The 22,208-nt window shown below is 62.8% G+C and carries 25 protein-coding genes and 1 tRNA gene; 14 read left to right on the top strand and 12 right to left on the bottom strand.

The features are described 5' to 3' along the window. Positions 1-17: 17 nt before the first annotated feature. The 4 genes from efeB to AC5RU9_RS03040 all read right to left on the bottom strand — a co-directional run bounded on the left by efeB (position 18) and on the right by AC5RU9_RS03040 (position 4,302). The gene (efeB, locus tag AC5RU9_RS03055; RefSeq protein WP_494015263.1) at positions 18-1,454 is read right to left on the bottom strand and encodes an iron uptake transporter deferrochelatase/peroxidase subunit; all 1,437 of its coding nucleotides are present in this window, start codon (positions 1,452-1,454) and stop codon (positions 18-20) included. Continuing rightward, the gene (gene efeO / locus AC5RU9_RS03050) at positions 1,451-2,638 is read right to left on the bottom strand and encodes an iron uptake system protein EfeO (protein WP_494015262.1); all 1,188 of its coding nucleotides are present in this window, start codon (positions 2,636-2,638) and stop codon (positions 1,451-1,453) included. The genes efeB and efeO overlap by 4 nt, the downstream gene beginning before the upstream one ends. Positions 2,639-2,682: 44 nt before the next feature. Continuing rightward, the gene (gene efeU, locus AC5RU9_RS03045) at positions 2,683-3,537 is read right to left on the bottom strand and encodes an iron uptake transporter permease EfeU (protein WP_494015261.1); all 855 of its coding nucleotides are present in this window, start codon (positions 3,535-3,537) and stop codon (positions 2,683-2,685) included. A 273-nt stretch (positions 3,538-3,810) separates the two neighbouring features. Next, complete coding sequence (locus tag AC5RU9_RS03040; RefSeq protein WP_017200185.1) at positions 3,811-4,302, bottom strand: YajQ family cyclic di-GMP-binding protein; 492 nt, start codon at positions 4,300-4,302, stop codon at positions 3,811-3,813. A gap of 183 nt (positions 4,303-4,485) precedes the next feature. On the opposite strand from AC5RU9_RS03040, the gene AC5RU9_RS03035 reads away from it, so the two are divergent. Both AC5RU9_RS03035 and AC5RU9_RS03030 read left to right on the top strand, forming a co-directional pair. Then, positions 4,486-4,752: a hypothetical protein gene (locus tag AC5RU9_RS03035; RefSeq protein WP_211712039.1), complete on the top strand. Its 267-nt coding sequence runs from the start codon at positions 4,486-4,488 to the stop codon at positions 4,750-4,752. Between the two features lie 128 nt (positions 4,753-4,880). Next, positions 4,881-4,965 (top strand) — tRNA-Tyr (locus AC5RU9_RS03030). 103 nt (positions 4,966-5,068) lie between these two features. Here AC5RU9_RS03030 and AC5RU9_RS03025 read toward each other — a convergent pair. After that, positions 5,069-6,280: a tyrosine-type recombinase/integrase gene (locus AC5RU9_RS03025; RefSeq protein ID WP_494015260.1), complete on the bottom strand. Its 1,212-nt coding sequence runs from the start codon at positions 6,278-6,280 to the stop codon at positions 5,069-5,071. Positions 6,281-6,573: 293 nt separating this feature from the next. Between AC5RU9_RS03025 and AC5RU9_RS03020 the strand changes: the two genes are divergently transcribed. From AC5RU9_RS03020 to AC5RU9_RS02995, 6 genes are all read left to right on the top strand, one after another. Beyond that, positions 6,574-7,047, top strand: a complete 474-nt coding sequence (locus AC5RU9_RS03020) for a helix-turn-helix domain-containing protein (protein WP_494015259.1) — start codon at positions 6,574-6,576, stop codon at positions 7,045-7,047. Positions 7,048-7,728: 681 nt separating this feature from the next. Further along, the gene (locus tag AC5RU9_RS03015) at positions 7,729-8,151 is read left to right on the top strand and encodes a hypothetical protein (RefSeq protein WP_494015258.1); all 423 of its coding nucleotides are present in this window, start codon (positions 7,729-7,731) and stop codon (positions 8,149-8,151) included. After that, positions 8,148-8,861 (top strand): hypothetical protein, encoded by a 714-nt coding sequence (locus AC5RU9_RS03010; protein WP_494015257.1) that lies wholly within the window; start codon positions 8,148-8,150, stop codon positions 8,859-8,861. Before AC5RU9_RS03015 ends, AC5RU9_RS03010 begins: the two co-directional genes overlap by 4 nt. A gap of 12 nt (positions 8,862-8,873) precedes the next feature. Continuing rightward, a complete protein-coding gene (locus AC5RU9_RS03005; RefSeq protein WP_494015256.1) occupies positions 8,874-9,278 on the top strand; it encodes a hypothetical protein in 405 nt (134 codons plus the stop codon). Further along, positions 9,257-9,679: a hypothetical protein gene (locus AC5RU9_RS03000; protein ID WP_494015255.1), complete on the top strand. Its 423-nt coding sequence runs from the start codon at positions 9,257-9,259 to the stop codon at positions 9,677-9,679. Before AC5RU9_RS03005 ends, AC5RU9_RS03000 begins: the two co-directional genes overlap by 22 nt. Further along, positions 9,645-10,319 carry a hypothetical protein gene (locus AC5RU9_RS02995; protein WP_494015254.1) on the top strand — a complete coding sequence of 225 codons (675 nt, stop codon included), beginning with the start codon at positions 9,645-9,647 and terminating at the stop codon, positions 10,317-10,319. Before AC5RU9_RS03000 ends, AC5RU9_RS02995 begins: the two co-directional genes overlap by 35 nt. A 329-nt stretch (positions 10,320-10,648) precedes the next feature. Here AC5RU9_RS02995 and AC5RU9_RS02990 read toward each other — a convergent pair whose 3' ends face one another. Both AC5RU9_RS02990 and AC5RU9_RS02985 read right to left on the bottom strand, forming a co-directional pair. Further along, positions 10,649-11,407, bottom strand: a complete 759-nt coding sequence (locus AC5RU9_RS02990) for a potassium channel family protein (RefSeq protein WP_494015253.1) — start codon at positions 11,405-11,407, stop codon at positions 10,649-10,651. Positions 11,408-11,443: 36 nt separating this feature from the next. Continuing rightward, positions 11,444-11,665, bottom strand: a complete 222-nt coding sequence (locus AC5RU9_RS02985) for a hypothetical protein (protein WP_494015252.1) — start codon at positions 11,663-11,665, stop codon at positions 11,444-11,446. Between the two features lie 166 nt (positions 11,666-11,831). On the opposite strand from AC5RU9_RS02985, the gene AC5RU9_RS02980 reads away from it, so the two are divergent. Then, the gene (locus AC5RU9_RS02980; RefSeq protein ID WP_494015251.1) at positions 11,832-12,377 is read left to right on the top strand and encodes an acyl-CoA thioesterase; all 546 of its coding nucleotides are present in this window, start codon (positions 11,832-11,834) and stop codon (positions 12,375-12,377) included. A gap of 18 nt (positions 12,378-12,395) precedes the next feature. On the opposite strand, the gene AC5RU9_RS02975 is transcribed toward AC5RU9_RS02980, so the two are convergent. The 3 genes from AC5RU9_RS02975 to AC5RU9_RS02965 are packed head-to-tail and all read right to left on the bottom strand — an operon-like array spanning position 12,396 to position 14,888. Further along, entirely contained in the window at positions 12,396-13,196 is an 801-nt protein-coding gene (locus AC5RU9_RS02975) for an ABC transporter permease subunit (protein ID WP_494015250.1), read from the bottom strand. Then, positions 13,189-14,214 carry an ABC transporter ATP-binding protein gene (locus AC5RU9_RS02970; RefSeq protein WP_494015249.1) on the bottom strand — a complete coding sequence of 342 codons (1,026 nt, stop codon included), beginning with the start codon at positions 14,212-14,214 and terminating at the stop codon, positions 13,189-13,191. The genes AC5RU9_RS02975 and AC5RU9_RS02970 overlap by 8 nt, the downstream gene beginning before the upstream one ends. Then, positions 14,211-14,888, bottom strand: a complete 678-nt coding sequence (locus tag AC5RU9_RS02965; protein WP_494015248.1) for a TetR/AcrR family transcriptional regulator — start codon at positions 14,886-14,888, stop codon at positions 14,211-14,213. Before AC5RU9_RS02965 ends, AC5RU9_RS02970 begins: the two co-directional genes overlap by 4 nt. 177 nt (positions 14,889-15,065) lie before the next feature. On the opposite strand from AC5RU9_RS02965, the gene AC5RU9_RS02960 reads away from it, so the two are divergent. Both AC5RU9_RS02960 and AC5RU9_RS02955 read left to right on the top strand, forming a co-directional pair. Further along, positions 15,066-16,877, top strand: a complete 1,812-nt coding sequence (locus AC5RU9_RS02960) for an SGNH/GDSL hydrolase family protein (protein WP_494015247.1) — start codon at positions 15,066-15,068, stop codon at positions 16,875-16,877. Between the two features lie 150 nt (positions 16,878-17,027). After that, a complete protein-coding gene (locus tag AC5RU9_RS02955; protein ID WP_211712055.1) occupies positions 17,028-17,405 on the top strand; it encodes a thioredoxin family protein in 378 nt (125 codons plus the stop codon). Positions 17,406-17,500: 95 nt separating this feature from the next. Here the strand turns inward: AC5RU9_RS02955 and AC5RU9_RS02950 are convergent, their stop codons facing one another. Further along, on the bottom strand, positions 17,501-17,779 hold the full coding sequence (locus tag AC5RU9_RS02950; protein ID WP_211712056.1) for a putative quinol monooxygenase: 279 nt from the start codon (positions 17,777-17,779) through the stop codon (positions 17,501-17,503). A gap of 83 nt (positions 17,780-17,862) precedes the next feature. Here AC5RU9_RS02950 and AC5RU9_RS02945 point away from each other — a divergent pair, with 83 nt between their 5' ends. Together AC5RU9_RS02945 and AC5RU9_RS02940 are read left to right on the top strand one after the other, a co-directional pair. Then, the gene (locus AC5RU9_RS02945; protein WP_494015246.1) at positions 17,863-19,539 is read left to right on the top strand and encodes an AMP-binding protein; all 1,677 of its coding nucleotides are present in this window, start codon (positions 17,863-17,865) and stop codon (positions 19,537-19,539) included. 487 nt (positions 19,540-20,026) lie between these two features. Continuing rightward, positions 20,027-20,590 carry an endonuclease domain-containing protein gene (locus AC5RU9_RS02940; protein WP_494015245.1) on the top strand — a complete coding sequence of 188 codons (564 nt, stop codon included), beginning with the start codon at positions 20,027-20,029 and terminating at the stop codon, positions 20,588-20,590. 68 nt (positions 20,591-20,658) lie between these two features. On the opposite strand, the gene AC5RU9_RS02935 is transcribed toward AC5RU9_RS02940, so the two are convergent. Beyond that, complete coding sequence (locus AC5RU9_RS02935; protein ID WP_494015244.1) at positions 20,659-21,630, bottom strand: DNA-3-methyladenine glycosylase family protein; 972 nt, start codon at positions 21,628-21,630, stop codon at positions 20,659-20,661. Positions 21,631-21,773: 143 nt separating this feature from the next. Here AC5RU9_RS02935 and AC5RU9_RS02930 point away from each other — a divergent pair, with 143 nt between their 5' ends. After that, positions 21,774-22,166, top strand: a complete 393-nt coding sequence (locus tag AC5RU9_RS02930; RefSeq protein WP_211712059.1) for a VOC family protein — start codon at positions 21,774-21,776, stop codon at positions 22,164-22,166. Positions 22,167-22,208: the final 42 nt, after the last annotated feature.

Raw genomic sequence — 22,208 nt, 5'->3', positions numbered from 1 at the left:
ATTGAGGCAAGGAAGAGCTAAGCGAACAGCCCCTCGCCGATGAAACCGCCCGTTTCCACACCCGGAGGCACCGCGAAGAGACCCGAACCGGTGTGCTTCAAGTACTCCACGGAAAGCGTGTCGCCCTTGGCCAGTGCCAGTTGCATGGGGACGTAGTGCGTCCGGGGGTCCTTGACGAAAGCAATGAAGAACAGCCCGGCGTCCAGGTGCCCCAGGCCGTCCGAACCGTCCGTGAAGTTGTAGCCGCGGCGCAGCATCCTCACCCCGCCGTTCTGGTCCGGGTGGGCAAGGCGCATGTGCGAGTCGAGCGGGATGAGCGGAGCGCCCTCCCTGCCGGCCAGTGCAAAGTCCGGAGCGGTGAATTCATCGCCGCCGGACAGGGGAGCGCCCACGCCCTTGGTCCGGCCAATCAGCCCTTCCTGTTCCCGGAGCGAGGTTCGGTCCCAGGTTTCGATGTGCATTTGGATCCGGCGCGCTACCAAGTAACTGCCGCCGGCCATCCACTGCTCGGACGAACGAGCCGTTGAGGAAACCCACACATGCTCGTCCAGCAGTGCATTGTCCTCAACCTTGAGGTTGTTGGTCCCGTCTTTGAAGCCAAAAAGGTTCCGCGGTGTCACTTGCGCCCTGGACGTCGATGACGTTCTGCCAAAGCCCAGCTGCGACCAACGAACCCGGACTTTGCCGAAGCCGATCCTGGCCAGGTTCCGGATGGCATGGACAGCGACCTGGGGGTCGTCGGCGCAGGCCTGGACAACAAGGTCGCCACCGGTTCGTCCCGGTTGCAGGTCGTCGCCCGGGAAATGCGGGAGGTCAATCAAGGCATCCGGCCGTCGGCCATCGAGCCCAAAGCGGACCTTGCCGTCCTTTTCGAACAGCCCAGCGCCGAAACCGAATGTCAGGGTCAATTTCGCCGACGGCAGGTCCAACGCTTCGCCGGTGTCCTCCGGTGGGGCGTCGTACTGGCCATCGACGGCGCCAGTCTTACCCGTCGGGACCCCGGTGGTCATGGCCTCGGCAGCGGCAGTCCAGTCCTTCAGGAGCCTGATGAGTTCCTTGCGGTCCTCAGTGGTCACGTCGAACGCGGCCATGTGCAGGCGGTCCTGCGCTGGCGTCGTGATGCCGGCCTGGTGATCGCCGAAGAACGGGACGACGGCCGCGCCAACATCGGGTGTCGCAGCCGTCGCGGAACCCGCAGTCACCACGTCGTGGCCGAGGAACCCGGCCGCCAGGCCCGCCACAGCACCGGCGCCGCCGACTCCGGCGAGCGAAAGTAAACCGCGTCGGGAAAAGCGCGACGTGCCGGTCGAAGCGGCAGCCGCACTGCCGCCGTCGGACGCTTCCTGGGAACTTACGACGGCGGCCGGCCCACCGGAACGCTCGACGGCGGTTGGCTCACCAGAGCGGTCCGCGTCGGCGGGATCGCTGGTGTGCCCGAAGGGGCAGCCGCTCACAACACGACGGCCGAAGTGAGCTTGGACAGGGGCTCACCCAGCGAGTCGACCAAAGCTGCGAGCTGCTGGACCTGCTCCGGGGTCAGCTCGTTGTAGTAGGCGAAGCCGTCGCCCTTGGCGTGCTTCTTGAGCTCAGCCTGGAGGGCGTCAAACTTGCCTGCCAGGGAAGTGGCGAGCTCGGCGTCCTTCTGTTCAAGCGCCGGCTTCAGGCTCTCAAACGCGATCCGGGCCCCGTCAACGTTGGCCTGGAAATCCCACAGATCAGTGTGCGACCAGATTTCTTCCTCGCCCGTGACCTTGCCGGTGGCTACTTCGTCCAGCAGCTCCTTGGCTCCGTTGCCCAGCTTGTCAGCGGTGAGTTCCACTGTGCGGGTGCGTTTGGCAAGGTCCTCGGTGTCGGCAACGAGCTGCGTGGAGATGGCGGTTCGCTCCGCGGGGGTCATAGCCGTGTAGCCTGCCGGCGGGAAGAGGTCCTTCTCGGCTCGGTGCCAACCAGTCCATTCCTGGCCAGGCTCAAGGTCCGCCTCGCGGGCGTCGAGCTTGGGGTCCAGATCGCCAAAGGACTCCGCGACGGGTTCAATGCGTTCCCAGTGCATGCGGGTGGCGGCGTACAGGTCCCGTGCCTTGGCGGCGTCACCGGCAGCGAAAGCGTCTGCGAAGGCCTTGGTGCCCGTGACCAGCTGCTCGGTTTGGTCCTTGACGTAAGCCGCGTACTGCTGGGTTCCCGTGTCCACGAGCTTCTGCAGATCGGCATCCACGCTGGGCTTGTTGCCGGACTCAGTGACCTCGAAGGACGCCCGGATTCCGTCACCCTGCATGCCCGGCTTGCATGCCGTGTTGTACTTTCCTGCGGGGGCAGTAACCACCAGGTTCCGGGAGATGCCCGGGCCAATGTTCTCCACTTCACCGATGATCCGCAGGCCATCTTCGGCAAGCAGGTAGAACTCGGTGACTTCCGTGCCCTCGTTCTTCACCGAAAAGGTCAGGTTGCCGCTGGGCGCCGTAGCCGCGGAGACCTTGCACTCGTTGGCGGTGCTGGAGACCTGGATGGGGCCATCGGTGGCGCTCGCCGGCTTGGTGTTGTCCGTGCAGCCCGTCAGGACCAAAGGCACGGCAGCCGCTGCTCCGATGACGGCAAGGGCCTTTCGGAACGTGGGGGATGAGGGCAGGAAAATGCCAAACATAGGTGTTTCCTTCGTTAAGGGGGGAGTGGCGTCGGGGCGCAGGATCAGGGGTGGGCCGCGACGACGGGAGCGGAGGTCTTGCCTACTGCCTGGGTTGCCGGTTTGCGGTTGGCCCGGATGTACAGGAACAAGACGGGAACAACGTAGAGGAGCCAGGCTGCGGCTTCAAGCCAGGTGGTGGCGGGGGAAAAGTTGAGGGTGCCCTTCAGCAATGTGCCGTACCAGGACGACGGCGGGATGGCAGCTGAGACGTCGAAGGCCAGGTTATGTAGGCCCGGGAGAATGCCGGCTTCCTGGAGATCATGGATTCCGTACGCCAGGACGCCGCCTGCGATGACGATCAGGCCTACCCCGGTCCAGGTGAAGAACCGGCCAAGGTTCACTTTGAGGACGCCCCGGTGGAGCAGGTAGCCCAGACCGGCGGCGGCTAGCAGGCCCAACAACGCGCCGAGCAGCGGGAAGGTGGTTTGTCCGGTGGCTTGCGCCGCGGCCCAAATAAACAGGGCTGTCTCCAGCCCTTCCCGTCCCACGGCGAGTGCTGCCACGAGCACCAGGCCCCAGGCGGCGCCGTCGGCTGCTTTGTCGACGTGGGAGCGAAGCTCGCTGCCCAGGCTGCGCGCAGTGCGTGCCATCCAGAAGACCATCCAGGTCACCAGGGCCACCGCGACGATGGACAGTCCGCCGCCAATAGCTTCCTGGGCTTCGAACGTCAGGCCGCGCGGACCGAAGGTGAGGACTGCACCGAAGGCGAGGGAAACTGCGATGGCGAGTCCCACTCCGGCCCAGAGCCGGGGGATCAGGTGCCGCCGGTCGGTCTTGACGAGGTAGGCCATCAGGAGGACCACGACGAGTGATGCCTCAAGGCCTTCGCGCAGGCCGATCAGGAAGTTGGCGGTCATGTAGGTTTCTTTCACTAAGGGGAGCCGTACTTAGGCCCGCCTAAGGAAGAAGAATACTGTGTTCCCGGGATTACGCAAACTATTCATGCGCTAATTTGCCGCTGAGTTACGGTGGTCGATGTCGCCGAGGCCCTGCGGCTCGCTTCCTGCTCGCCCAGTTCCTTGGGGATTCGCAACTCCGCGGCCGACTGCTGAAGACAAAACGAGGACCGCAGGATCAAGGCTGATCGCTGCGGTCCTCGGAAATAATGTGGACTCTGTACGACTACGGAGCTAGCTGCGGAAGTTCACGAACTGAAGGTCGGCCTCTTCGAACTTCTTGAGGATGTTCATGGTCTCCTGCAGATCGTCGCGCGACTTGGAGGTAACGCGGAGTTCATCGCCCTGGATCTGGGACTTGACGGACTTGGGAGCCTCGTCGCGGATGATCTTGTTGATCTTCTTGGCGATGTCCTGGGCAATGCCCTCCTTGATGGTGCACTCAAGGCGGAACTCCTTGCCGGACGGGAACGGCTCGCCCTGGTCCAGGGACTTCAGGGAAATGCCGCGCTTGATCAGCTTGGACTGGAAGACATCCAGGACAGCCAGGACGCGGTCCTCGGAGTTGGCCTTCATGAGGATCTTCTCGCCGCTGAAGTCGATCTCCGCGCCGACGCCCTTGAAGTCGTATCGCTGCGCGATTTCCTTCTGGGACTGGTTGAGCGCATTGGCGACCTCTTGCTTGTCTACCTTGCTGACGACGTCGAACGTGGATTCGCCTGCCATGACTCTCCTTAGGTTTGGGGCCCTGTAGGGCGGGGGTTGGTCTGCCATCCAGCCTAGTACGGAAGGCGCCTTAAGGGGCGGTGGACGGCCTTCACAGTTCGCTCACAGCACACGCAAGGTTGGAACTGAGGCAGCTCGCCGAGAGTTGTATCAGTTGGAAGAACGCAACGTCGGAGGAACAGCATGAGCAGCAAGGCCGTCCAGTCCATCAGCAAGTCCGCTTCCGCGGCAGCGGGCTCCATTGGGACGGCGGCGGTGGCTGCGGCGAGTGCGGTGGCAGCGGCGGCTGTGGCGGCCTCGATTGTCCTGAGCCCCGTTCCGGATGCAACGTCCCGCATGGACGGTGTGCACGCGGACCTGCTCCGGGCCGTACAACTCAACCAGATCACTCCTGAGCAGGCCGAGAAGTTCGAAGCGAAACTGGCGGGCCGGATCCTCGGCGAAGCCTGAACCACAAGGAATTTCAGGGTGCTGAGCCTCGATTAGATTCTTCGCGCAAACTTCTGTAAGGTTATCTCTGCCTTCGGTTACCGGATCGATAAGAAACGGTCTCCGGAAGTGATCTTCTTTTGAAGTTCGGCAGATTACCCGAGCGGCCAAAGGGGGCTGACTGTAAATCAGCTGGCAACGCCTACGGGGGTTCGAATCCCTCATCTGCCACCATCCCGGAATACCGGGGAATTTAGACCCGTTCGGAACTTTTCGGAGTTCCGGGCGGGTCTTTTTTGTCTGTTTGTTGGGGAACTTGTGGGGGAAGTGTCCAGAATCAGGCGCTGAAGGCCCGCGTGAACGCTGCTGTGACGTCGTCCTTCAACCGCTGGTCCTTCACCACGTCAAAGTACAGATCCGACGTGACGGTGATCGTGGAGTGACCGAGGATCCGGGACACCACCGGCAAGGGCAGACCGTTCTGCAGCATGATCGTTGCGGCCAAGTGCCGGAGGCTGTGGAAAACCACTTTGGGCAGGCCCGCACGCTCGGCCATGCGCCCGAACGTCTTGGACACGTTGTTGGGATTCAGCGGTTGGCCCAGTGCATCGGTGAACACCAGCCCGCGGTCATTAGCCCATGCTTCCCCGGAGATCAGGCGTTCCCGTCCCTGCCTCACCTTCCACGCTTTCAGCACGTCGGGCACCCAGCCGGCCAACGGCACCCAACGATCCTGCCCGGCCTTGGTCTTGACGGGCTGGAACGCGATTGCTTTGCCCTGCAGCTGTGCCTGCTGCTTCACCGTGAGGTAACCGGCCGTAGCGTCGACGTCGGACCAGCGGAGCCCGCAGACTTCCCCAAGCGTCATGCCGGTGCCGACGGCGAACAGGATCAACGGGGCTAGGCGTTCCGCGTGGCCGTTCTCCTGGTCTTCCATCCACGCCCGGAACCGGCTGAACTCTTCAGGGCTCCACACCTCCCGGCGCTCAGCAGCTTCCTTGGACACGTGAGCCCCGATCGTGGGATCCCGATGGATCTGGCCCGCCCGGAGTGCATCACGGAGCGCTGACCGAAGCGTGGCGACAATCCGCCGCTCGGTGGACGCGCTGACCTGCTGGTTCAGGGGCTTCCCCACATTGGCTTTCCGGACCTTGACCAGCATGGCGTCAAGCTGGGACGCCTTCAGCTCCGACAGGCGCACGGTGCCAAGGTTCGGGATCAGGTAATTGTCCAAGTGCCCACGGTATGAGCGGATGGTGGCCGCACGGATGGTCTTGGCCGATTCCTTCGCCGTCAGCCACCGCTCGAGGTACTGGCCCACGGTTTCCTTCCGCCGGTCAGCTTCCAGTGTGCCTTCCTTGTGCGCCCTGATCGCTTTGGTGCGAGCGTCCTTTGCCGTCTCCTGATCCGGGAAACCCGATTCAGCGATACGAAGCCGCTTCCCGTCCTGACCGGGAGGGAACTCCACACTGAACGCCCACTTGTGCCGCTTGCACCGGGCCGGGCACTCCTTCGTGCACCTCTGGTAGACGCCTGCTGCTTTGCCCATCTTCGATCCTTTCGCCGTAAAAATCTTCAACTATTGACTACGTACACCCCGAGCGCTGCCCGAACCTTCGACCAGTGGCCAGTCCTTTGCACTTGGGGCCACGCTGGCCGTCCGTTCACGGGAAAGCTCGAACTATTGACAATCCAAACTGATGAGGCGTAGGCTCGGAAGTTTTCGGTTTTCCCGGTTGTTCAAGTCTACCGGGGCATGCAAGAATCAAGGCACCTTTGGCGAAGGGAACTAAAGCTAGACACAAAAAAAGGATGAGAAATGACGAAAGAGAGTGAAAACCAGTGAATCTCGCCAAAGCAACGCCCCGGACGGAGCACGCACCGCTTCCCGAGGGAGATGACCTGCTCGGAGTCCAGCAGGTATCCGAATTGACAGGCTGCAGCGCACAAGCGCTGTACAACCACCGCCACCGGGGGACCGGGCCCGAGTGCTCCGTGGTCAAGGGTCGGCTGCAGTACCGCCGAAGCGCCGTTCTTGAATGGGTTGGTACCTCCGAAGCAGCACCGCTGGCCGAACCCCGGAGTGCCGCCCCGATGACCTCCGCTGAAGTGCTGGACCTCCCTCCGGTGGTGGACTTTGACGCAGCCTGCCGGGTCTTCCAGATCAGTCCAGGCACGGGGTACCGCCTCGTCAGATCAAATGACTTTCCCTGCCCCGTAGTCCGGTTGGGACGCCTGATCCGCGTACCCAAGACCGGTCTGTTGCGCGTACTGGGGCTCGACGCCACCGCAGACACCAGCGCTACCGGAGCCTGAGGCTGTGCCCCGGGACTCTGGGGGTGGACACACAGCTGAAGCGTTGAGCGGCCGTCTTGGTGATTCCGTGGGGGTGGCCCATGGGCGCTAACAATGTCTCCAAGGCTTTTACCCACTGGGCCCACCTTGACGACCGGTCATTCCGTGTCCTGTGCCGTATGGCGCTGGTCTCAATGGACAACGCGGAACCGCCGAAGTACTGGGCCGGGCGTGATGACTTGGCCCTTGCCTTGGGGAAGGCTGTGCCGGCCAAACCGGAGGACTCAGACCGCAGTCCGGAGGCGGAAATCTCACGCCGAATCCGGGCGAGTACACATGAGGTTGTGCGCAAGGCTGTCGCCAAGCTCTCCAAGGAGGGAGTGATCTCCTCCAGCGGAGGCGCAGGTTACAAGAGCAGGGCTGAGTACTCACTTCACCTCGACCCTGTGCAGACCCAACAGATTGTTGCCCCTGACGCTTCTCAACCGTCAGCGGAGCCCCAACAATCTGTTGCCCCTACGCCCCAACAAATCGTTGCCCCACAGACCCAACAGATTGTTGGTATAGGCCCAACAGATTATTGGGCCCTAGGAGTAGAGAAGCAATTAGAGGAACAAAGAGAGGAGGAGGGCGACGTCTGGCCGACGCCACCGGCCGCGGACACGCAAACCTCCCGCGACGAACGAAACCGCCAGTCAGCTCATGACGAACGAAACCGGGCATTGCCGCTGCTCCTCCAACGTCAAGACCAACTCAAGCGGAATCAACGGCAGTCCGCGTGAAGTTCCTCCCGCCCGGGCAGGAACCATTTCGAAAGGAATCATCATCATGACCCTCACTCCCGAAATCGCCGTGGAAATGGCCTTCGACATTCTGCAGGACGTTATTGCTTCCGGGGCTGACCCTCGGGGCCCTCTCGGATCCGGGGCAGCGTTCACCATCGACCACCACGGCACCCCGTTGCAACGGGCAAAGCTGCAGCGGCTCCAAATGGCAGCGGCCACCAAGCACGGCGCTGTCCCGTCCCGGACCCCAGCCAAGAACGGCAAGCCCAGAGCAAATGACACGTTCGCCATGGACGCACTCGACCGGGCCATTGCGAAGAGCTTCGGGGACGAAGCATGAGCCCGAAAACAGCACCCCAGACAGTGGAGCATTTGCGGGCTGACATTCTGGCCCCGGTGATTGAGGAAAATGAGCGGATCGACGCGGGGGAGCGTGCCGCGCGTGAGGCTATTGAGGGTGCCCGGGCCGAACGGGAGGAGGCAATGGCAGTGTGGCGGGCCGAAGCCATGAAATGCCGGCAACTCTTCCAGCCGGAACCTCCGATGCCGGCACCTTTGGAAATGCCACAGCACACGGCTGTCCTCCACCGGGCGGTAACTGCCCGTAAAGCAACCACAGAATGGCAGGACCGGCTGCTGGCCGAACATAGGGGCAGGGTCGAAACCGCGTACCGGACAGCGCTCCCTGACCTGCTCGACCGGACCCGCGCAGCGGCGCTCGGTGCCACAGAAGCTATCGCGGCAGAGTGGAACGGCTGGCTTCGCTTGGTAAAAGACTGCCGGGCCGCTGACGAACGGTCAGGAGGCCACCGGCAGCTGGATCCACCCTCGGGCAGGATGCGGACGACCATCACAGCAGCGGACCTGTTGGAAGCCGTGCAAGGCGTGGACCTGATCGAACCATTCCCTGCAGCAACAGACTGGATCCAAGGCGGGCCCCGTGACGGTTTCCACCAGAAAAGGACCAACTGGCCTGACGGGCCGGACGGAATGACCCGCGAGCAGGCAGCCGAGCGGAGCAGGCCCGGCGGTGCTCGGTGGTTCATCTGATGGTGAGCGCTAATGAGCACAGATGAGCGCCTAAGCCGGGGGCAGCAGGCCGCACTCACCGCCCTCTTGGTCTCCCCGAACCACCGCACGGCAGCGGAATCGGCCGGCGTCGGGGTCTCAACGCTCCGGCGCTGGCTGAGGCAGGCCGACTTTCAGGACGCATACCGCCGCCTGTCCCGGGAAACGCACCAGCAGGCACTCAGTGCGGTCCTCGCAGCCCAGCAGGAGGCCGTGGCGGTTCTTGTTCGCCTGCTCGCCAGTAGGTCGCAGGACGTCCGCCTGAGGGCAGCGGCGAAACTGCTGGACCTCGGTCACCGGATCGCCGTTGAGGACATGGACCAGCGCTTGACCCGGCTGGAAGAGATCGCCAAACAACAGGAACAGGAGAAGTGGGCATGGGACGCAAGGCACGCGTGAGTGAACTGGAAAGGAAACTCAAAGGCCCGGAGAAGCGGCAGCCGGTCGACTGGGAAACGAAGTACGGGGAAATTGGGGTGCTGACCCGCGATTGCCTGATCCTGTACCTGACCATGAACAAAGCCGACGAAATACCGGAACCCCACACACACCAGCTGATGAGAGTGGGAAGCTTCGCCCTGACCAACCTCGCCGGGGAACGTGCCGTGACCAGCGACGAACGGGACACCATCCGGCAACTCATGACGGATCCCGAGTACCGCGGCTTTGGCTGGTCCGAGGTGAAGCATCCGAAAGCCCTGCAGCTGTACCGCATGTGTGGCGCTCGGGGATGGCTTGCCCACGTTGAGCGGATAACCTCGTCTCATGGTGTTGGAGCAGCAATTCTTGAGCTTGGATAGCGAGACGGGGAACTGTCTGAATTTGGGGCGCAGCGGAGTTATCTTGCTGCGATCCTATAAGTGGCAGGGCGACTTGGCCGGTATGTTGTCGTGCTTTGCGCTCGGCTCCGAAAAGCTCCTCAAGCTGACTCTAGGTTTGGCGCAGACAGCCGAGGGACAGCCGTGGCCGAGTGTTGGCACGATGCAGAAGTGGGGCCACGACGTCGATACTCTCGACGCACGGGCGCGAGAACACCTGCATCTTCGCATCAATCAGGCCACGCACCCCTCCTACATTCGGGGGTTGATCGAGAAGGTAGAAACGAACCCTATCTCCGGAATGCTTCTAGGACTTATGTCCGACTACGGGCGCAATGGGCGCTTCCACGACCTCAATGCCCTAGCCGATAGACCGCGGCTGGAACCGTCCCCGGCTGACCAGTGGTCCGAGATCGTGAACGTCATTGTCTTCCCCAAGCATGCTCATCTGCTTGGGGACTCTACGAGCCCTTGGTTGATCGAGGTAAAAGCGGAAGTCGAGACAGCAATCCTCGATTGGTGGTTCATGTACAGCAGGGCTTGGATGCACGGAGTCTTTGGAGAAGTGGCAAAGCGACACTCCTCCAGCGTCGATGTGAGGCGTTTACGAGAAGGTTTATAGCGGTTCCGATGGACTGTAATCCCACCACCGTGTGCTGACTGGCCCAGCGTATTTTGTGGGGGAAATGTTGGGGAAGAGGCGTTTGTTGGGGATGAAAGCTGACAACTAGAGGGGCTTGCTCCGGGAGAATCCCCTGAAAGCAAGCCGCTCTAGGCTACTTCTGATAACTGGTGATCACTCGGCTGTGACAACTGTAAATCAGCTGGCAACGCCTACGGGGGTTCGAATCCCTCATCTGCCACCCAGGAAAAATCCCCGGAACCAATGGTTCCGGGGATTTTTTTGTGCCCAAAAGCGCGCGGGTCCAGCGGGGCGCGCGAGCCCTATAACTAGGGGCGTTCGGTGATCCGCCGGAGCTCGGCGATCTCCATCCTCAGTGCGGCGATTTCAGCAACCAGGTCCGCCATCTCCGCGCGGACGGGCTCCTCGGCCGCTGCGGCCTTCACTTCCGCGGCGGCCGCCATACCTTCTGCGTTCTCCTCGATCCTTTGCACGAGCCACGATGCGATGGAAGCGGTGACAATACCCAGGACGGCGATGCCGCTCATCATGAGGGCAGCGGCCACCACCCTGCCAATGGGGGTAACCGGGTAGAGGTCGCCGTAGCCCACTGTCGTGATGGTGGTGACAGCCCACCAGGCGGCGTCGCCGAAGGTCAGGATTTTGGCGTCGGGGGCGTTTTGCTCGACGTCGAGGACCGCGAGAGCGCCAATAAGGATGAGCATCGCGGCGGCCCCCGCCACATAGGTGGCCACGCGTCCTCGCAACGTTTCTCCTACCGTGCGTTGGAGGACCGAGAGGAGTGTCACCAGCCGCAACAGTCGAAGCGGGCGGAAGAAGGGCAGTACCACGATCAGGAGCTCGTGCAGGTTCCAGAGAAACCAGCGCGTTCTGTTCTCTGCGAGCCACAGGTTAACGAAATAATCCAGCGCGAAAATGCCCCACGTGACCCACATGATGACTTCGAAGGGCGTGCCCGCGGCGCCGTCTACGCGGCCGATGACCTGCCATGCGTAGGCAGTGAGGAAAATCAGTGCCGTGGCCATGAGCGGCCATTCCACCAGGTCGCGGTATCGCGCTTGAGTCATAGGGGAATACTAGCCACCGCAGAAGCTACGCCGGCGTTAGGCGGCGGGTGCTTCCAACCAGTAACCATCCAGGTAGTGAATCAGTTGCCGGCCCAAGCCGCCCTTGAGTTGGATCCACAGGGTGCTGCGGTCATTGGTCATACCGTCAATGGTTCCTTCGATGCGGTTGCCGCGGGCATCCTGGAGGACAACAACCTGGTGGCGGGAGAGTTCCGGCCAGACTTCGCCGTGAGGCATGGTGGTTTGCAGCGTGCTCAAAGGGGTCCCCCTTGTATGTTCGTCCATCGATACAGTTCCAGATATTGTGCACGTGTTTGATGAACCGGCGGTAAACGTTAGTGCAATCGTTGGACATAAAGTGCAGCAGTCGCCCAACCTGGATCCGGCTATTCCCACAAATGTTACTGATGGGTAACATTGGAGCATGCACCTGCTACTTCGCACTCTTATGCTGCTCTTCACCTCGTCCAAGCGCACGCCGTTGGGCGTGTGGGAGGAGTCGTCGCTGCCTCTGCGTGTCCTGCCGACGGACATCGACATCGCTATGCACGTCAACAACGGTATGTATTTCTCGCTCATGGACCTGGGCCGGTTCGACCTCATGGTCCGCAGCGGTATCTGGAGCAAGATGCGCAAACGCGGATGGACCCCGGTTGCAGCCGGGGAGACCATTGCCTTCCGCAAATCCCTGCAGCTGTGGCAGCAATACAGCATCGAAACACGCATCATAGGCTTGGACACCAAGGCCATCTACTTTGAGCAGCGGATGGTGGTGGACGGCGAGATTTACGCCCGCGCGCACATCGCCACCCGCCTGGTCCACAAAGGCAAGCCGGTCACGCAGGAAGAAATCATCGCAGAATTCGGCGCACCTCCCGCAGGCCTCGAACTGCCGGAATGGATCCACGAATGGCGGGAGAACAACGCGCTTCCGGGGGCACGCCGCCCCGCCCCGCACGTGTGGAGCTAGACGCCCACACGTGTGGAGCTAGACGCCCACGTCCCGCCTGTGCATTGCCACGGCCGCCAGTACGATCAGCGCGGCCGAGATTCCGAGCAAACCCAAGGCAACTCCCCAGTCCGCACCGTTGGCCACAGGGGAGTTGCCGTATGCCCAGTGGTAGGGCGAAAGGTTCAGCAACCACTCAACCTTGGGGCTTTGCCTGCCCACGGCGTTGAAGACGTAGCCCAGGACCGCCACGGCGGCGCCAGCCGCGACGCCGAACACCTTCCGGCCCGTCAGGGCGCCCACGAAGAGCGCGGCCGTCGCGCTCAGCAAGGCCAGCGCGGCGAACAGCAGGACAGCACCGGCGAGATGCCCGACGTCGATATTCAGTTGCGCCGGACCGTTCAGTCCCAGCACCAACACGAAGACGAGGGCGGAGAGGGCTGCAACCCGGACAACGATCGCCAGTGCCCGCTCCAGCACCACCTGAACACGGGTAACGCTGTGCGCCAGTGTCAGTTCCAGCAACCCTGATTCCTCGTCGCCGCCAACAGCGGCCGCGCCCCAGCCAACAGAAGCCATGGACATCAGCAGGAAGCCGATCAAGCCGAACAGGGTGGCCTGCGTATAGCCCGGGCCAGTCGCGATCTGGTCGTAGTTCAAGGCTTTGGTCATCTGTGGTGGCAACGCATTGATCAGCTCCTGCATCTGCGAGCTGCCCCCGATGGAGGGATAGATCGGCAGGTACAGCATGCAGGCCCCGGTGAGGCCCAAAGCCCACGCGAGGGTGGAGCGCCAGGAGTCCGTCAGGGCTTTTGTGAAGAGTGGCAGGATCCTAGGCACGGTGTGCCCCTTCCTTAAGGTTGCGGCCGACTCCAAGGCTGCGGTTGGCTGCGGCGCCGTCAGAGATACCGGTGTTATCCGATTCCGCAACGTCACTTCCTGCGTAAAGCGTCAGCACCGCTTCTTCAAGATCGGGTTCTTCGAGCACAAGGTCCGTCAGGTTCAAACGCGCCAACTCCTGGACAAGGGCCTGGACGGGTCCGGAGAGCGAGGCGGTTGCCTCCACTGTCCTGGCCGCATGGCCGTCGGCGGGGAGCTCCCGTACTGCCACGTTGGCGACTCCCGGCACCCTGGCCAGCAACGCGCCGACGTCGTCCGTCCGTATGTCTGTGGCGTTGAACTTCAGTTGCCGGACGGCAGCGGTGCGGAGGGCTTCCACAGTGGAAACGGTGACAATGTCGCCGTCGCGAAGGATGGCTACCGCGTCTGCTGCCTGCTGGACTTCGCTGAGGACGTGAGAACTGAGGAACACCGTCGCGCCGGCATCGACCGCCTCACGGACCATCGCGTGGAACTGTTGCTGGACCAGGGGATCCAGGCCGCTGGTTGGTTCGTCCAGCACCAGCAGCTCGGGTCGGTGCATGAACGCCTGCAGAAGACCGAGCTTTTGTTTGTTGCCCTTGGAGAGCTTGCGGGTCTGCCGGTCCAGATCCAGGTTCAGCCGGTCCGCCAACTCGTTGATGTACCGCGGTTCCACTGGCCCGCTGATTGCCGCGAAGTGCTCCAGCATGCGACGTCCGGTGGTCCGGTTTTCAAGTTGCAGCTCACCTGGCAGGTATCCGATCCGGCGTCGAAGGGCAGTCCCCGCGCGCCGCGGATCCTGGCCCAGCACCGAAATGGTTCCCGCGCTGGGCCTGATGATGTCCAGCAGGCAGCGCATGGTGGTGGTTTTCCCTGCGCCGTTCGGTCCGATGACCCCGAAGACTGTTCCGCGGTCCACCGCGAAATCCACGCCGTGCAGGACCTCCCGGCGTCCGAACCTCTTGCGCAAACCCTCGACGACGATTGCCTGGGTCACGGGGCATGCTCCCTTCCTTTGTTGCTGGTGGTGTTGTGAAGGGCGTCGCTGGCAGCGTCAAGGAGCCGCGAGTCCGTGTAGAAGCCGTTGGTGTAGATTTCCAGGGCCGGCAAGGCCAGCCGTCGGAGCAGGTCCGGGCCGATTCCGTGGGGCGCAGGGGCTTCGACGCCCAGCGCGCGGGAAAGGTGCCTGCCCAACATGAGCATGGCGAGGCTGTGGGAGGCGACCACCACGGCAGTGGCCCGGGTGTTGTTGAAGTCCCGGACTGTGCCGGCAGCGATACCAGCTGTGATGATTTCGTGGGTTTGGCGGACGACGGCATCGAAGAACGCATCCCCGGCGTCGGATTCATCTCCCAGGGAGCGGCGGATATAGCTGATCTCGTCGGCGTATTGATCAGGATGTTCCAGGTAGTCGCGGATCAGTTGCTGCGAAGTGTCCGGGTCTGTTTTTTCGCGTCCCTGGGTGGCGGTCAGGGCCAGAACGTGCTCGTCGCAAGCTTCGCGGAGCCCGGCTTTGCTGCCGAAGTGGTGGATGACCAAGGCTGGGCTGACGCCGGCAATCAACGCCACGCCCCGGACTGTCGCGCGGGCGAATCCTTCACGTCCGAAGAGCCCGATGGCGGCGTCCCGGATGCGTGCGCGGGTGGTCAGATCCTCTGCGACTGAACGCATGTTTCAAACACTAAACACCTGTTCAGTCGCTGGCAAGGGCTGCAGGAAAGTAACGATGTCGCAGCAATGGACGCGTCGCCGTGCAACTTGGTGACCGGCATCGGGATACTGGGCTGAGTGTTTCCGGCAGGGAAGCAGCGGCAGGGCAATCCGCCCGCGTTTATATGGGGTAGCAGCATGGGGTCCTCAGGATCGGCCACCGGAGGATTCCGGCACAAAATCGCCACAGCGGCAGCGGCATTGCTGCTCATGGTCCTTCCGTCAGGGGTGGCGTCGGCGTCGGCGGAAACCGGGGTGCAGGGGCCGGCCGTCAGTGGCGCCATAGGACAGCTGTACAACACGAGCCCCTGGGCGCGCGGCGTTTTGCTGCGGCCAACTGGTACCGAGCAGTGCACCTCTACAGGATGCGTGCAAAAATTCGCCGGTGGAGACATCGCGTGGTCGGCCAGGACTGGAGCCAAGGTTGTAGTGAACGGTGCCGTTCGCATGGCGTGGTGGGACTTGGGTGGGCCGTTCGGCTCCCACGGCTATCCCACGACCGATACGGCGAGCGGGCTTCGGGATGGTGGAACAAAGCAGGTCTTCGAACGCGGCGCCATCATTTCCTCGAGGGCCACCGGCACGCAGGAGACCACGGGATCGATCCACTTTGCCTGGCTGCGTACGGGATCCGAATCCGGCTACCTTGGCTATCCCGTTACCGGCGAGCGTACGGGACTGCCCGACGGCGGCACGTACCAGGTGTACGAACACGGCTTCATTGTTTGGTCGCAGGCAAGCGGAGCGCATCCGTCCATGGGAGCCATCCGTGAGCGCTGGCGCCAGTCAGGGCTTGAAGGCGGGGAACTTGGATACCCCACCACGGACGAATCCACCGAATTGAAGAACGGGGGATCGGCACAGCAGTACCAACGCGGAATGATCGTCTGGTCCCCGGCCACCGGAGCCCACGCTCTGGCCGGTGCAATCCGTGCCTACTGGTCGTCCACGGGCGGACAGAACGGTGCACTGGGGTATCCCGTGGGGGAGGAAAACCGCCAAGGAAACTTCGTGTACCAACAGTTCCAAGGCGGCACGGTCTATTGGTCGGCGGCAACCGGGGCGCACTCCACCACGCACGGTGACATCCACAACCGCTACGTGGCCCTTGGGGGAGCGGCCGGCAGCCTGGGCCTGCCCCTCACAGACAAACTTCCGCGGGCCGGCGGTTTGGTACAGCAATTCTCCAAGGGGTGGCTGGTCTGGGGGCCGGGCACCGGAGCGCAAGTCGTTGGGAATCCGACATACAGGGTGTGGTCGGAAAACCCGGGTGACTTCGGCTGGCCGCTGCGTGACACCTGGACCGATTACCGCGGCGACCATGCGGCATTCCAGAAATTGGAGACCATCTGGAACAAGGCCACCCAGGAGCTGTATTCAGCCGAGCCCGTGGACGCATCGACAGCTGTGTTCCTTGGCGACTCCCAGCTCGACCTTGATTCCTGGGCGGAACAGGGAGCCCGTGCTGCCGGCTACCCCCGACAGGTGGTGCGGAGCATCGGCGGAATAGGTTACGTCTCCGGAAGCGCGGTTGGCTCGGCAACGGACGCTGTCCTGAACGACCGGATCCTCCTGCCCCAAGGCAACCCGGGCCTCGTGGTGGTGAACCTTGGTGGCAACGATGCGCGGATCTTCGCGACGGATGCAGCCATCCTGTCCCAGGCCAACAAGCTGTGGGACGAGCTCAGACGCAAGTACCCGCGCAGCACCATCGTGATCAATGGCGTTTTGTCCCGCTACGACTCCAGCCACTTCCAGCGTCGATGGGTGGATGGAATGCTGATGCGCGAAACCGCACTCCGCGGCTGGCCGCACATTTCCATGGCCGGTAGTGCCACCATCGCCGGAGCAGACGGCAATTACCTCGACAACATCCACATGAACCAGGTTGGCCACAACAAAGTGGCTCCACTCTACGCATCGGCCCTGAGGTACGTCCTGGGCAGGTAGCATCCCGTTGCGGGGCCCGCTCTACGCCCTCCGGATTGGTTTTGGCCCGCTAAGCGGACCTCACAACGGAGGGGACCCCACCGTTATTCCCTGTGACGCGGGAAGCGAACACCGCGGGACTTAGCAGGCAGGGTCGCGTACCGTGGAACCATGGCTACAGTTGACATCACTGGAGAACAGTTCGCATCGACCATCGAGGACAACGATATTGTCCTGGTGGATTTCTGGGCTGCCTGGTGCAGCCCATGCCGCCAGTTTGCTCCCACCTACGGCGCAGCCTCGGAGAAGCACTCTGACGTGGTCTTCGCGAAGGTGGACACCGAGGCCGAGCAGCAACTCGCTGCCGAAGCCGGGATCACCTCCATCCCCACGCTCATGGCCTTCCGCGAGAAGGTCCTGGTCTTCTCCCAGCCCGGCGCCCTCAACGGCCCCCAGCTTGAACAGGTCATTGAGGCTGTTAAGGGCCTGGACATGGAAGAAGTCCACGCCCACGTCGCCAAGGCCCGTGCCGAGGCTCAGGAAAGCTAAATCCCGCCGGTGAGTTCGCCGGAAACGCATCGAGGTCGCCGGAAAATTCCGGCGACCTCGATGCTTTAAGGCGTTCTCGCAGCTCTGGCGGTTTCTTAGAGCCTGTCGAGCTTGACGGGCTCGGCAAGCAGGGCGCTCAGCGACTCGTTGAGGTCCTGCACCGCGATGCCCTTGGAGTGCTTCTCGAGGAGTTCCTCGGATTCCCAGCGCTCCGTGAGGACGAGCTTTTCTTCGGTGGCTTCCGTCAGTTCGTAACGGATGCAGCCGGGTTCGTTGACGACCTCATCGATCGCGATTTCCAAAGCGAGCTTCACGCGGAAGAACTCGCCCTCGTTGGGGATAAACGTGGCCTGCAGGTCAATGGGTGCACTCATGCTTCCAACCCTACCGGCAGGACACGGCGGCGCTGGAGGTGGTTACGGTTCTGTTGCGCGCCGTCCCTTGGTAGCGTTCCGTCATGTTGTCCTACACCGCCGGAGACACTGACGTCCCGCTGCTCGAAGAGACCATTGGCGCCAATTTTGAGCGCATCGCCGCCCGGTTTCCCCTCCGGGACGCCCTCATAGAGGCGGCAGCAACCCCTGGAGGGGACGCCCGCCGCTGGAGCTACCAAAAGCTGAACGACGACGTCGACCGCCTCGCCCGCGCGCTGCTGGCCACGGGCGTGGCGAAGGGCGAAAGGGTGGGTATCTGGAGCCCCAACTGCGCCGAGTGGACCCACCTGCAGTACGCCACAGCGAAGATCGGCGCGGTGCTGGTCAATGTGAATCCTGCCTATCGCAGCCATGAGCTGGAGTTCGTGGTGAAGCAGAACGGCATGCGGATGCTGGTTGCTGCGCCCTCTGACAAGAACAGCGACTACGTGGGCATGGCGCGTGCCGCGGCTGCCTCCTGCCCGGAGCTTCGCGAGGTGGTGTTCCTCCCGGGCAACCCGGCGAACGGGCTCACGGCCGGCGTCCCCGAAGCCGGCCACGAACTGACCTACGCCGAGCTGCTGACTCGTGCTGACGGCGTCGGGCCCTCAGCGCTACGCGACCGCATGGCGGGCCTGGACCCACACGACGCCATCAACCTGCAGTACACTTCGGGCACCACGGGCTTCCCAAAGGGCGCCACCCTGACCCACCACAACATCCTCAACAACGGGCACTCGATAGGCAGGCTCCTGAACTACACCGAGCATGACCGCGTGGTCATCCCGGTGCCCTTCTATCACTGCTTCGGCATGGTGATCGGCAACCTGAACGCGCTGAGCTTCGGGGCAGCCACCATCATTCCCAGCCGTGGATTCAGCCCTTCGGCAGCACTTGAAGCCGTGCAGGACTTTGGCGGCACCTCGCTGTACGGCGTTCCAACCATGTTCATCGCGGAGCTGGCCCTGGCGGATTTCGCTTCCTACGACCTCTCAACCCTGAGGACGGGTGTCATGGCAGGATCCCTTTGTCCCATCGAGGTCATGCGGCGGGTCATCGATGAGATGCACATGGTGGACGTGGCCATTTGCTATGGCATGACCGAGACCTCGCCCGTGTCCACCATGACGCGCGCCGGAGATACGTTGGAGCAGCGGACCAGCACCGTGGGCCGGACCATGCCGCACCTCGAGAGCCGGATTGTTGATCCTGGAACCGGTGAGGTGGTGGAACGGGGAGTGATTGGTGAGCTCTGCACCAGGGGCTACGCCGTGATGCAGGGGTACTGGGACCAGCCGGACAAGACCGCCGAGGCCATCGACGACGAGGGCTGGATGCACACCGGCGACCTGGCCCGCATGGACCAGGACGGCTACCTCGTGATCGAGGGCAGGATCAAGGACATGGTGATCCGCGGTGGTGAAAACATCTACCCGCGTGAAATCGAGGAGTTCCTGTACTTGCACCCGTCCATCCAGGACGTGCAGGTAATCGGCGTCCCCGACGAAAAGTACGGCGAGGAGCTCATGGCCTGCATCATCCTCAAACCTGGAGCCGGTCCGCTGACTGCCGCGGACCTGGCCGAGTACTGCCGGGGCAAACTGGCCCACTACAAGATCCCGCGCTACGTGGATGTACGCGAGAGCTTCCCCATGACGGTGTCCGGCAAGGTACGGAAAGTGGACATGCGCCAAGAGGCGGTCTCCCGCCTCCACCTCTAAAGCAACGCGGGGTCACTTACGGCCCATAATAGGGCCCAACATGGGCCGTAAGTGACCCCGCGTTGCAGATATCGTGGGTGGGCTGTGGATAACGATTCGGGGGCCGCGTCGGACGGACAGACTGGAACCATGGTCCGAATTACTCCCTTGCCAGAGGAACTGAAATACCGCGCATTTACTACCTTTTGAGTCGCGGAGCATGGGTATATCGTCAAAGCGTCTCCGCGCAAAAGACCTTTCCGACGGCGGCCGCCTGATTCACGTGCCGACCGGACGAAAACTCGACTTGGCTGAACGGGCACGGGTGGTTACTTCGGCGACTCCGGGAGCCTGGATTTCGCATGAAACGGCCGCCCTGCTGACTGGACTCGGACTTCCTCCATGGATGGGTAGCGGAGAGCTAATACACCTCAGCAAGCCGCACGTGCTACCGAGGGTCCGTCGTGCCGGAGTAAAGGGGCATCGGGTCCGGGTCCATCCAGGTGAAGTGACGGAGATTGATGGCATTCCCGTCTCTGCTAGACCCCGCACATGGCTGGACCTGGCCAACCAGCTGCCGCTCAACTATGTCATCGCCATGGGGGATCACTTGATTCGGTTGCCCCGACCCTCTCTCGAGCTTCGCACGGAGCCGTTTGCCCACATCTCAGGACTGCGATTGCTGATTCGTCAGCACCCCAACCTTCAAGGTGTTGAGAAGGCCAGGCTCGCACTGGAGGAGATGCGTGTTGGCGCCGACTCTTATCCGGAAACGTTCCTTCGGCTCGCGATGCGGGATGCCGGGCTGCCCGACCCCGAATTGCAGGTAAAGCTGGACTTGGGGGACGCCCGGTCACCGGGGGCTGATTTGGGCTACCGACGATTCCGCATTGCCATCCAGTACGACGGTGCCCATCACCGAACGCAAGCACAGCATTCCCGCGATATCCGGCGTGATGAGGCGTTCCTCAGTGCGGGGTGGTCGTACTTCAAAGTCAACGCAGACGATCTCGCCGAAGGCTTCGCCGGGGTACTATTGCGCATCAAACGAGCCAAGCTGTTATCCCGCTAGAGCAACGCGGGGTCACTTAGGGCCCATTACGGGGTTCAACATGGGCCGTAAGTGACCCCGCGTTGCTTCTAATGGGAGCGGTGGTCCTGCACTGTCATCCGGGGCCCGAACGTGGGCTTCCGGAAGCCACTCAAGTACAGCATCCGGACCACCCGTTGCCGCTGCCCTTGCCAGGGCTTCATAAGCTCGATCATGCCGGCGTCGTCGGTCTTCTGTCCGGTCAGCGCGTACCCGACGTAGGAAGCCAAATGGTAGTCGCCCACGGAAATCGAGTCGGGGCAGCCGTGGGTCCTTTGGACCACCTCGGCGGCGGTCCAGATCCCGATACCAGGAATGGTTTGCAGCTTGGCTCCGGCTTCGGCTGAGTCCAGTTGGGCGAGACGTTCAAGCGCGACGGCGGACTGCAGCGCCCGCATGACTGTTGCCGAGCGCTGTGGCCCGACTCCGGCTTTGTGCCACTCCCACGATGGAATGGCCAGCCATTGCCGGGCAGTTGGGGGAACGAGGAGCCCCACGGGGGCCATACCAGGGGCCGGCGTTCCGTACCTGTACATCAGGTACCGGTACCCGCGCCATGCCTCCAAGGTGGTTACCTTCTGCTCCAGGATGGTGGGCACCAATGAGTCAACCATCCGCCCGGTGGAGGGCAGCCGCACGGCCAGGTTCCGGCGTCGTGATTCTGTGACCAGGCGGGGAAGCGTGGCATGGAAGGCGGGTTCGTCGAAACCGGACCAGTCGTCGCCGGCTCCGAGCAGCCTGGGCACCCCGGCCACGGCCTCCCCGGCGCCAGGGCCCCATGCTTGGGCGTCCACGAAGGAGCCGGCGCCCAAGCCGCCTCCCGACAGACGCAGCGTGACCGGTCCCGATGCGGCCGTGAACGCCATCCAATACCCGGAGGAGTGCGCAGCGAAGGACGGATCGGCGTTACCCCGCATGAGCGGGAACATGGTCTGATCCAAGCGGAAGGAACTTCCGGGATGCCACCTGATGGCTGCATCTGCCGCGGCCGCAACACGTGGCGGGGCGTCTGCGATGGTCATGATTTCATGGTCCCATGCCCGGCTGACAATCCCATCAAAAGCCCCTTACGGCAGCCGCCGCCCGGGTCTAGACTCCCTGATGTGGCACGGGCGGGCCGCGCCGCATCCGAGGAAACACTTCCAGGAACAAGGAGCGCCAAACCATGGCCGCAATAGTGCATTTCGAGATCCCGACGGATGACAAAGAACGGGCAAACACCTTTTACCAGAGTGCTTTCGGGTGGAACCTCACCCCCATGCAGGGGATGGACTACACCATCGCCATCACCGCCCCATCCGACGAAAAGACGGGTGCCCCCAAAGAGCCGGGAGCCATCAACGGTGCCTTGTTCCCCCGGACGGATGCGCTGAGGACCCCTATCCTGACCATCGACGTGGACGACGTCGATGCGGCCCTGGCACAGGTGGAGTCGGCCGGAGGCAGTGTGGTCCAAGCGAAGGACGCGGTGCCCACCATGGGCTGGTACGCCTACTTCAAGGACACCGAAGGGAACATCATGGGTCTCTGGCAAACGGATCCGGGCGCGGGCAGCTAGGCCGGCTGCGGCTGCCCCACCTTGCCAAGGCGGGACTGGGCG

It is taken from the genome of Arthrobacter sp. B0316-5-4, from assembly GCF_059090325.1.
This window is presented reverse-complemented; position numbering and strand designations above follow the sequence as displayed.

Coding starts and splice junctions, on each gene's coding strand:
- efeO (WP_494015262.1), bottom strand. CDS start 2,638: ATGTTTGGCATTTTCCTGCCCTCATCCCCCACGTTCCGAAAGGCCCTT.
- efeU (WP_494015261.1), bottom strand. CDS start 3,537: ATGACCGCCAACTTCCTGATCGGCCTGCGCGAAGGCCTTGAGGCATCA.
- AC5RU9_RS03040 (WP_017200185.1), bottom strand. CDS start 4,302: ATGGCAGGCGAATCCACGTTCGACGTCGTCAGCAAGGTAGACAAGCAA.
- AC5RU9_RS03035 (WP_211712039.1), top strand. CDS start 4,486: ATGAGCAGCAAGGCCGTCCAGTCCATCAGCAAGTCCGCTTCCGCGGCA.
- AC5RU9_RS03025 (WP_494015260.1), bottom strand. CDS start 6,280: ATGGGCAAAGCAGCAGGCGTCTACCAGAGGTGCACGAAGGAGTGCCCG.
- AC5RU9_RS03015 (WP_494015258.1), top strand. CDS start 7,729: ATGACGAACGAAACCGGGCATTGCCGCTGCTCCTCCAACGTCAAGACC.
- AC5RU9_RS03010 (WP_494015257.1), top strand. CDS start 8,148: ATGAGCCCGAAAACAGCACCCCAGACAGTGGAGCATTTGCGGGCTGAC.
- AC5RU9_RS03005 (WP_494015256.1), top strand. CDS start 8,874: ATGAGCACAGATGAGCGCCTAAGCCGGGGGCAGCAGGCCGCACTCACC.
- AC5RU9_RS03000 (WP_494015255.1), top strand. CDS start 9,257: ATGGGACGCAAGGCACGCGTGAGTGAACTGGAAAGGAAACTCAAAGGC.
- AC5RU9_RS02995 (WP_494015254.1), top strand. CDS start 9,645: ATGGTGTTGGAGCAGCAATTCTTGAGCTTGGATAGCGAGACGGGGAAC.
- AC5RU9_RS02990 (WP_494015253.1), bottom strand. CDS start 11,407: ATGACTCAAGCGCGATACCGCGACCTGGTGGAATGGCCGCTCATGGCC.
- AC5RU9_RS02980 (WP_494015251.1), top strand. CDS start 11,832: ATGCACCTGCTACTTCGCACTCTTATGCTGCTCTTCACCTCGTCCAAG.
- AC5RU9_RS02965 (WP_494015248.1), bottom strand. CDS start 14,888: ATGCGTTCAGTCGCAGAGGATCTGACCACCCGCGCACGCATCCGGGAC.
- AC5RU9_RS02960 (WP_494015247.1), top strand. CDS start 15,066: ATGGGGTCCTCAGGATCGGCCACCGGAGGATTCCGGCACAAAATCGCC.
- AC5RU9_RS02955 (WP_211712055.1), top strand. CDS start 17,028: ATGGCTACAGTTGACATCACTGGAGAACAGTTCGCATCGACCATCGAG.
- AC5RU9_RS02950 (WP_211712056.1), bottom strand. CDS start 17,779: ATGAGTGCACCCATTGACCTGCAGGCCACGTTTATCCCCAACGAGGGC.
- AC5RU9_RS02945 (WP_494015246.1), top strand. CDS start 17,863: ATGTTGTCCTACACCGCCGGAGACACTGACGTCCCGCTGCTCGAAGAG.
- AC5RU9_RS02935 (WP_494015244.1), bottom strand. CDS start 21,630: ATGACCATCGCAGACGCCCCGCCACGTGTTGCGGCCGCGGCAGATGCA.
- AC5RU9_RS02930 (WP_211712059.1), top strand. CDS start 21,774: ATGGCCGCAATAGTGCATTTCGAGATCCCGACGGATGACAAAGAACGG.